Here is a 7,943-nt window from a genome sequence, read left to right on the forward strand (position 1 = left end):
GGCCGCCACGGTGGCACGGCCGGCGTCGACGCCTTCACCGGGACCGTCACCGGCGCCATCACCGGGGCCGCCGCCGAGATCGCCGCCGAGGTCGTCCCCTGAGTCGTCTCCGACCTCGGCGCCCTGGTCGTCGTACATCTCGACATGTTCCCAGGCCAGTTGGCGTGCCAGGAGGCCGATCCAGCCGGTCGGGACGGGCCGGGGCAGGACCACCGCGGCCGGGTGCGGGCCGATCAGGGCGGCCAGGCACGCGTAGTGTCCGGCCGCCCGCAGCCCGGCCGGGCCCAGCGACCCGAACTGGGCCTGGAACTCGGCGATGTTGCCCAGGTGTACGGCCCGCCGTCCCCCGGTCCACGCCCGCAGCCACCCCGCACGCGCGGACAGCTCCACCCGGAGCCGGGGCAGTGCGCCGCCGCCGGGGACGGGCCGGGCGCCGAGGGCGCGGTAGAAGCCGACCGCGTGCGGGTCGGAGTCGATGGTCAGCCGGGTGAAGCCGGCCGCGCGGGCGGTGTCGAGGAGGTGTGCGTACAGCGTCCTGCCGATGCCACGGCCGATCAGGCCCGGCTCCACGAAGAGCAGGCCGATTGTGCCGTCCGGGGCCTCGCCTTCCAGCGAGGCGACTCCGAGGAGCACGCCGGACCGTACGTCCTCCGCGACCACCACCCGCCGGGCCGTCAATTCCTCTGCGCCGAGCGTGAGTTCGTCCCAGCAGGCAGCCAGGAACGCCGCGTCGTACCCCCAGTGCGCCTTCGAGCGCAGCATGAGCGCGCTCAGGGTCCGTGCCTCGCCGGGGCGGGCGTTCCGTATCCGCACGCCCCGACTGTAGACCGGACGTCAGCCGCCCACCTGGAAGGACTCCGCCGCCTTCGCGACCTCGGCGGGGCGCACCACGCGCAGGCCACCGGGGACCTTGTCGTCCGGCTTCATGATCACGGACTCGCGGGTGGACGGCGCCGCCGGGTCGGAGAAGTTGTGCGTGATACCGAAGCCGCTCTGGTACGCGGTCACGGTGAGCAGCGCCTTGCCGACCCCTTCTCGCGTCAGGTCCTTCGCCGCGCAGGCCTTCTTGAGGACATCGCCGTAGACCTGCCCGGCCGTGTATCCGGCGACCACACCGTTGTCGAGCACGTCCTCGGGGTAGGCCGCCGCGTACTCCTTGGCGAGCCTGGCCGGTGCCGGTTCCGTGGAGCCGATGGGGAGGGTGGAGGAGGCGACGTAGTAGTCCTTCATCAAGGCGGGTCCGGCCGGGGTGGCGAGGAGTTGGGGCGCGAAGGCGGAGTTGTTCCCGATGACGGGCACCTGGAAGCCGGTGGCCGCGGCGACCCCGACGAGCGAGGCGGCCTGCCGGGGGCCCGCGCTGACGATCACGGCCTTGACGCCGGCCCGCTTGAGCGCCGCGACCTGCGCGGACATGTCGTTGTCCGTCGGCTTGATCTTCTGCTCGACGACCGTCAACCCTGCTTGCTGGGCGGCGTACTTGGACCCCACGAGCGCGTTCTCGCCGTAGTCGCCCTCGAAGTAGACATGGCCGATCTTGTCGCCCTTCGCGACGCGCTTCTCGGCGAGGAGGTAGTCGACGGCGTTGATGGTCTCGACGTCGTACGTGGCGCCGATCACGCGGACGTACGGGCTGCCGAGGAGCGACGCCGACCATGCCTGCGGCAGTACGAGTCCCTTGTCCTGGCCGTCGATGCGCGGTTCGACGGCGGCGACGAACGGGGAGCCGATGAACTGGGCGAAGCCGAGGACCCCGGGGGCGAGTTCGGTGTACGCGGCGACGGCCTTCTGCGGGTCGTAGCCGTGGTCGCGCACGGTCAGCTCGATCGTACGGCCGCAGATCCCGCCCGCCGCGTTGGTCTGTTTCGCCCACAACTGCTGGGCCTGGGTGACGCTTTTGCCGAGGGAGGCGTACACCCCGGTCATGTCGGTGAGCACGCCGAGTTTGATGGTCTTCGCGGTGACGCCGACCCCGGTCCGTACTCCCCCGGCGTCCTCGCTCTTCGTGTCCTTCTCGGTGGCCTTGCCGCTGCATCCGGTGAGGGCGAGGGCCAGGGCGGCCAGGAGTGCGGCGCCGCCCTTCAGGGTGTGACGGGCTGATGGGGTCATGTCTTCTCCCGTGAGGACCGTGGGGACAGAGTCGGGCGGGTGAGACCGCCGGGCAGGAACAGGACCACCGCGACGATCGCGGCGCCGTACAGGTAGCGGGAGGCCTCGCCGGGGGCGAGACCTCCGGTGCCGGGGTCGGAGACCAGCGGCAGGCTGTCGCTGTAGTGGGTGAGGAGTTGGGGCAGCAGGGAGACGAACGCGGCGCCGACGACGGCGCCCGCGACGGTCCCGAGCCCGCCGATGACGATCATCGCCAGGTATTCGAGGGCGAGGACCATGCCGAAGTAGTCGGGCACGGTGCGCTGGAAGAGCAGGGCGAGCAGGACGCCGGCGAGGCCCGCGTACATGGACGACAGGACGAAGACGGCGGCGCGGTAGCGGGCCACCGGGACGCCCATCACCCCGGCGGCGACGCGGTGGTCGCGGATGGCGTTCATGGCCCGGCCCGGCCGTCCGCGCAGCACGCCGCGGGCGAAGAGGCCGCCCGCGAGGAGGGCGGCGAGGCCCACGTACCAGAGTTTCTCCGAGGAGTGGAAGGGGACGGCCGCCACGACGGTCTCGGTGTCGTCGAAGGTGACGCCGAAAAGCGAGAGCGGCGGGACGGCGCGGCCGTTGAACCCCCCGGTCAGATCACCGGCGTTGAAGAGGAGGTGCTGGCCGATGAAGATCAGGGCGAGGGTGGCGATGCCCAGGTAGGCGCCGCGCAGGCGGCCCGCGATGGGGCTGAACAGGCCCCCTGCCACGCCCGCGAGGAGGACCGCGAGGACGGCGGCCAGCCAGGTGGGCAGACCGAGGCCGACGAGGCGGTGGCCGTTCTCGGCGCGGCCGTCGCCGGCGAAGAGGCAGTAGCCGTACGCGCCGACGGCGAGGAAGAAGGCGTGCCCCATGGAGAGTTGGCCGGTGGCGCCGGTGAGGAGGTTGAGGCCGACGGCGCCGATCGCGGCGGCCATCGCGAAGAGGCCGGCCTGGAGCCAGAAGCGGTCGGCGTAGAAGGGGAGGGCGAGGAGGACGACGGTGGTGGCTGCCCACAGGTAGGGGCGTGGGCCGGCGGGGAGGTGGGCGAGCGTGGGCCGCCCGGCGCGACCGGGTCGGCCAGGTCGCCCATCGGTGGGCGACTTTGACGTGGTGTCAGGGGATCGGACGTCAGACACGGGCCGGCTCCTTCGTGCCGAAGAGACCGGCGGGCCGGACGAGGAGGACGGCGACCATCACCAGATAGGGGGCGAGGTCGCCGATCCCGCGTCCCAGGAAGGCCAGATCGCTCTGGTAGCCGGTGGTGAGCGATTCGGTGACCCCCACGACGAGTCCGCCCGCCAGGGCGCCCGTGGTCGAGTCGAGGCCGCCGAGAATGGCGGCGGGGAAGGCCTTGAGGGCGGCCAGGGAGGTGGCACGTTCGAGGCCGGGGGTCGGGAAGACGGTGAGGAAGAGCGCGGCGACGGCGGCGAGGGCCCCGGCGACCGCCCACGCGGAGAGCGACACCCTGCCGAGCCGTACGCCCATCAGCGCGGCGGTGGTGGGGTTCTCGGCCGCCGCGCGCATGGCCACACCCCAGGTGGTGTACCGGAAGGCGAGCAGGAACGCCGTGATGAGCAGGGCGGCGGCGACAAACGCGGCCACCCGCGTCTGGGCGAGGGTGACCCCGCCGAAGGTGAGGACGCGGTCCCCCCAGGGGTCGCCGAGCGCGAGCACGTCCGTACCGAGGCGGCGGGTGAGTTCGGTCGTCAGCAGGATGTCGACGCCGATGGTGACGATGGCGAGGACGCTGTGGTCGGAGCCCCGGTAGCGGCGCATCACCAGGAACTCGACGGCGGAGCCGACCACCGCCGCGCCCGCCACGCCGACGGCGAGCGCGGGCCAGAAGCCGAGGTCGTCGTGGAGGACGGCGGTGAGGTAGCCGCCCGCCAGGAGGAGGGAGGCGTGGGCGAAGTTGACGACCTCGGTGGCCTTGAAGATGACCACGAAGCCGAGGGCGATCAGCGCGTAGACGGAGCCCATGGACAGGCCGCCGAGGAGGAGTTCGATGAAGGTGGTCACGGCGTCGGCTCCTGCTCGGCGGGGTCGGGCGCGGCGTCGGCGCCCAGGTAGGCGCGTACGACGGCGGGATCGTTCTGCACGCGCGCGGGCGGGCCGCTCGCGATCCGGCGGCCGAAGTCGAGGACGGTCACCGTGTCGGCGAGCCGCATCACCACCCCCATGTCGTGTTCGACCAGCACGATCGAGATGCCGAGGCTGTCGCGCACCCCGGCGACGACGGCGGCCGTGCGCCGCCGTTCGTCGGCGGTCATCCCGGCGACGGGCTCGTCCAGGAGGAGCACGCGGGGCTCCATGCAGAGCGCGCGGCCCAGTTCGACCAGTTTCTGTTTGCCGTACGGGAGGGTCCCGGCCGGGCGGTCGAGGTCGTCGGCGAGTCCCACGAACGCGGCGATCTCGGCGACCCTGGCCCGGTGGCGCCGGGCCTCCCGGGCGGCGGAGGGCAGCCCCAGCCCGGTGGCGAGGAACCCGGCGCGGGTGAGCCGGTGGCGGCCGAGCAGCATGCTGTCGGCGACGGTGGCGTGCGGGGGCAGGGCGAGGTTCTGGAACGTACGGGCGATGCCCAGTGCGGCGATCCGGTGCGGGGCGAGCCCGGTCAGCTCGGTGTCACCGAGGCATACGCTGCCCGCCGTGGCCCGGTAGACACCGGAAAGGACGTTGAAGCAGGTGGACTTGCCCGCGCCGTTGGGCCCGATGACGGCGTGCACACTGCCGGGCTCGACGGTGAAGGAAACGGCGTCGAGCGCGGTGAGCCCGGCGAAACGGACGGTGAGGTCGGTGAGGGTCAGCCCGGGCGGCGCTTCGGTGGGCGTCGGGGGCGTGTTCACGCGGTCCACCGCCTCAGGGTCGGGGCGGAGGCGCCCGCGACGGCCGCGTCGGCCGCCGCCGATTCGTCGGACACGCCGAGGTAGCGGCGCCTCACCTCGTCCGACGCCGCCAAGGCCGCCGCGTCGCCTTCGAGGGTGACCTCGCCGACCTCCAGGACGTAGGCCGTCGAGGCGAGGCGCAGGGCGATCGCGGCGTTCTGTTCCACCAGGAGGACCGACGTGCCGGTGGTGTTGATCTCCTGGATCGTCTCCGCGATCCGCGCGGCCATCAGCGGGGCCAGTCCCAGCGACGGCTCGTCCAGGAGCAGCAGCTTCGGGCGGGCCATCAACGCGCGTCCCAGCGCCAGCATTTGCTGCTCGCCGCCGGAGAGGAGTCCGGCCCGCTGTTGGGCGCGGTCCGCGAGTACGGGGAACAGCTCCCGTACGCGCGCCAGGCTCCGTGCGGCCTCCTTGCGACCGCCCCGCGCGCCCAGCGCGCCCGCCCGCAGGTTGTCCGCGACCGTCATCCGGGCGAACACCTGCCGCCCCTCCGGCACGTGGACCACCCCCGCGGCCACCACCCGGGCCGGCGCGAGCCCGTCCAGGGGGCGGCCGTCGAACCGGACCGTGCCCGCGCCCGCCCTCCCCCGGTGGAACCGGAGGGTGCGTGAAACGGCGCGCAGCAGCGTGGACTTGCCCGCGCCGTTCCCACCGAGCACGGCGACGATCCGGCCGGGCGGCACGTCGAGGGAGACCTCGCGCAGGGCCCGCACCGGACCGTAACCGACGGACAGCGCACGCACTTCGAGCGCGGTCATCCCAGGGCCTCCGTTCCTCCGGGCCGCCCCGCGGGGCGGCCGTCCGTTCCGGAGCCACACCACAACACCGGGCGGTGGCAGCGTCCACGACGCCGGGCACAATCGCTGCCGATGACCAGCGGCGCACCGCCCGCGTTGTGCACGCGCACAACACCGCACGGCGGTCCTGGAGCTCTTCCGGCCGGGGGGCTGTCCCGCCGGGGCCGTCGATGGCATCCTCACCAGCCATGGGTGGCCACCGAGCGCGTACCGATCGCGAGTGGTCCGTTCTGGCGAGCGCCTCGCGCGCGCTGCTGGACCGGGTACCACGCCTCACCGACCAGCTGATCGAGGAACTGCGCGCGCATTCCGTCCAGTTCGACCTCGCCGTGCCGCGCGACGAGCACTGGCAGCAGATCGACCGGGCCATGCGGTACGGAATCGAGGCGATCACCGCGCCGCGCGACGCGCCCCGGCCCGACCTGGAGTACGCCAGAGCCCTGGGGCGGCGCCGGGCGGAACAGGGGTTGGCGCTCGACCTCCTCCTGCACGCCTACCGGCACGCGGGCTATCTCGTCTGGGACGAACTGCTGCGGATCGTCGGCGAACAGGACCCGGCGGACCTGCCGTTACTGGTGCACACGGCGTCCCACATGTGGTCGGGCGTGGATGTCCAGGCGACCGCCGTCGCCGAGGCGTACCGGACGACGGAGAGAGAGATGCACCGACGCAGCGACGAACGCGTGCAGGCGTTGCTGGACGCGCTGCTGGAGGGCCGGGCCTCACCGGGTCTCGCGGCCCGCGCGGCGGCGGGTCTCGATCTGCCCGAGCAGGGGCGGTACGCGGTGGTGGTGGTCCGGGTCGAACGGCAGGGCGGGCGCGAGCCGTTCGAGCGGATCACCGCCGCCGACGGCATGCGGTTCTTCTGGCGGATGCGGGCCGACTGCGAGATCGCGGTGGTTGCCCTGGAACCGGAGGCGGGGCTCGCCGAGCTGGCCGAGGAGCTGGGCCGGCCCTGTCCTGGGCCCGGCGGGATCAGCCCGGTGGTGGAGAGCCTCACCGAACTGGGCCTCGCGCGGAGGCTCGCCGAGACGGCGTTACGGACAGTCGCCCCCGGCTCGCAGCTGATGGTCCGTCTGGACGCCTGCCTGCCGACGGCGTTGGTGGTCAGCCAGCCGGAACTGGCCGCCCGGCTGATCGCGGACGTCTTCGGCCCGCTGCTCGAACTGGACCCGTCCGACCGGGCCGTACTGCTGGAGACGCTGGACGCCTGGCTGGAGTACGGCGGTTCGGCGGGGCGGGCGGCCACCCGGCTGTACTGCCACCGGAACACGGTGTTCAACCGGTTGCGGCGGCTGGAGCACCTCACGTCCCGCTCGCTGTCCCGGCCCCGGGACCTGATCGAGATGACCCTGGCCCTCGACGCGTTCCGGCTGACGCCGGGGTGACAGGGATCCTGCCCGAACACAGGATCTGGCCGGGACACAGGACTCAGCGGCGGCCCATGTAGAGCTGGAACGCCTTGTGCAGCAGCTTGTTGAGGGGGAAGTCCCACTCGCCCAGATACTCGGCGGCCTCGCCGCCCGTACCCGCCTTGAAGCGCAGCAGTCCCAGCAGATGGTTGCTCTCGTCGAGGGTGTCGGTGATGCCGCGCAGGTCGTAGACGCGCGCCCCGTCCGCGTGTGCGTCGCTCAACATCCGCCACTGGACGGCGTTGTTGGGCTGCACCTCCCGGCGGCGGGAGGTCGAGGCACCGTACGAGTACCAGACGTGGTCGCCGACGGTGAGCATCGTGGCGGCGGAGAGGATCTCGCCGTCGTGGTGGGCGAGGTAGAGCCGCATGCGGTCGGGGTCCTCGGCCGTGAGCGCGGTCCACATGCGTTCGAAATACGGCAGCGGCCGGGGCAGGAACCGGTCGCGTTCGGCGGTCTCCCGGTACAGCGTGTAGAAGGCCGGCAGGTCGTCGTACCCGCCGCGGACGACCTTGACCCCGGCCTTCTCGGCCTTCTTGATGTTACGGCGCCACTGCTGGTTGAAGCCCTGCTGGATGTCGTCCAGCGACCGTCCTTCGAGCGGGACCTGGAAGACGTACCGGGGCTGCCCGGCGGCGAATCCGTCCCCGGCCGGGTCCTCGCCCTGGCGCCAGCCCAGCTCGCGCAGCCGGTCGGCGACGCGCAGGGCGCGGGGGTCGGTGGTGGTGGCC

The 7,943-nt window shown here is 72.8% G+C and carries 8 protein-coding genes; 1 reads left to right on the plus strand and 7 read right to left on the minus strand.

Annotated features, from left to right (window positions below):
* The 6 genes from GT042_RS35240 to GT042_RS35265 form a co-directional block, all read right to left on the minus strand.
* Window positions 1–813 (minus strand): GNAT family N-acetyltransferase (locus GT042_RS35240; protein WP_161312759.1); only part of this gene is annotated, 813 nt, incomplete at its 3' end.
* Window positions 814–834: 21 nt separating this feature from the next.
* Window positions 835–2,106 carry an ABC transporter substrate-binding protein gene (locus tag GT042_RS35245; protein WP_161312760.1) on the minus strand — a complete coding sequence of 424 codons (1,272 nt, stop codon included), beginning with the start codon at window positions 2,104–2,106 and terminating at the stop codon, window positions 835–837.
* Window positions 2,103–3,257 (minus strand): branched-chain amino acid ABC transporter permease, encoded by a 1,155-nt coding sequence (locus GT042_RS35250; RefSeq protein WP_161312761.1) that lies wholly within the window; start codon window positions 3,255–3,257, stop codon window positions 2,103–2,105. The genes GT042_RS35245 and GT042_RS35250 overlap by 4 nt, the downstream gene beginning before the upstream one ends.
* A complete protein-coding gene (locus GT042_RS35255; protein ID WP_161312762.1) occupies window positions 3,250–4,140 on the minus strand; it encodes a branched-chain amino acid ABC transporter permease in 891 nt (296 codons plus the stop codon). The genes GT042_RS35250 and GT042_RS35255 overlap by 8 nt, the downstream gene beginning before the upstream one ends.
* Window positions 4,137–4,964, minus strand: coding sequence for an ABC transporter ATP-binding protein (locus tag GT042_RS35260; protein ID WP_345944039.1), 828 nt, complete (start codon window positions 4,962–4,964; stop codon window positions 4,137–4,139). The genes GT042_RS35255 and GT042_RS35260 overlap by 4 nt, the downstream gene beginning before the upstream one ends.
* Window positions 4,961–5,761, minus strand: a complete 801-nt coding sequence (locus GT042_RS35265) for an ABC transporter ATP-binding protein (RefSeq protein ID WP_161312763.1) — start codon at window positions 5,759–5,761, stop codon at window positions 4,961–4,963. Before GT042_RS35265 ends, GT042_RS35260 begins: the two co-directional genes overlap by 4 nt.
* A 227-nt stretch (window positions 5,762–5,988) precedes the next feature.
* Between GT042_RS35265 and GT042_RS35270 the strand changes: the two genes are divergently transcribed.
* Entirely contained in the window at window positions 5,989–7,188 is a 1,200-nt protein-coding gene (locus GT042_RS35270) for a helix-turn-helix domain-containing protein (RefSeq protein ID WP_161312764.1), read from the plus strand.
* 43 nt (window positions 7,189–7,231) lie between these two features.
* Here GT042_RS35270 and GT042_RS35275 read toward each other — a convergent pair.
* The coding region (locus GT042_RS35275; RefSeq protein ID WP_161312765.1) for a peptidoglycan bridge formation glycyltransferase FemA/FemB family protein at window positions 7,232–7,943 on the minus strand (712 nt) is incomplete at its 5' end.

The sequence above is a fragment of the Streptomyces sp. SID3212 genome (assembly GCF_009865405.1).
In the GTDB taxonomy this organism is placed as follows: Bacteria; Actinomycetota; Actinomycetes; order Streptomycetales; family Streptomycetaceae; genus Streptomyces.

Excerpts from the sequence above, each read along its gene's own strand:
- GT042_RS35265 (WP_161312763.1), bottom strand. The coding sequence starts at position 5,761 with ATGACCGCGCTCGAAGTGCGTGCGCTGTCCGTCGGTTACGGTCCGGTG.
- GT042_RS35245 (WP_161312760.1), bottom strand. The coding sequence starts at position 2,106 with ATGACCCCATCAGCCCGTCACACCCTGAAGGGCGGCGCCGCACTCCTG.
- GT042_RS35270 (WP_161312764.1), top strand. The coding sequence starts at position 5,989 with ATGGGTGGCCACCGAGCGCGTACCGATCGCGAGTGGTCCGTTCTGGCG.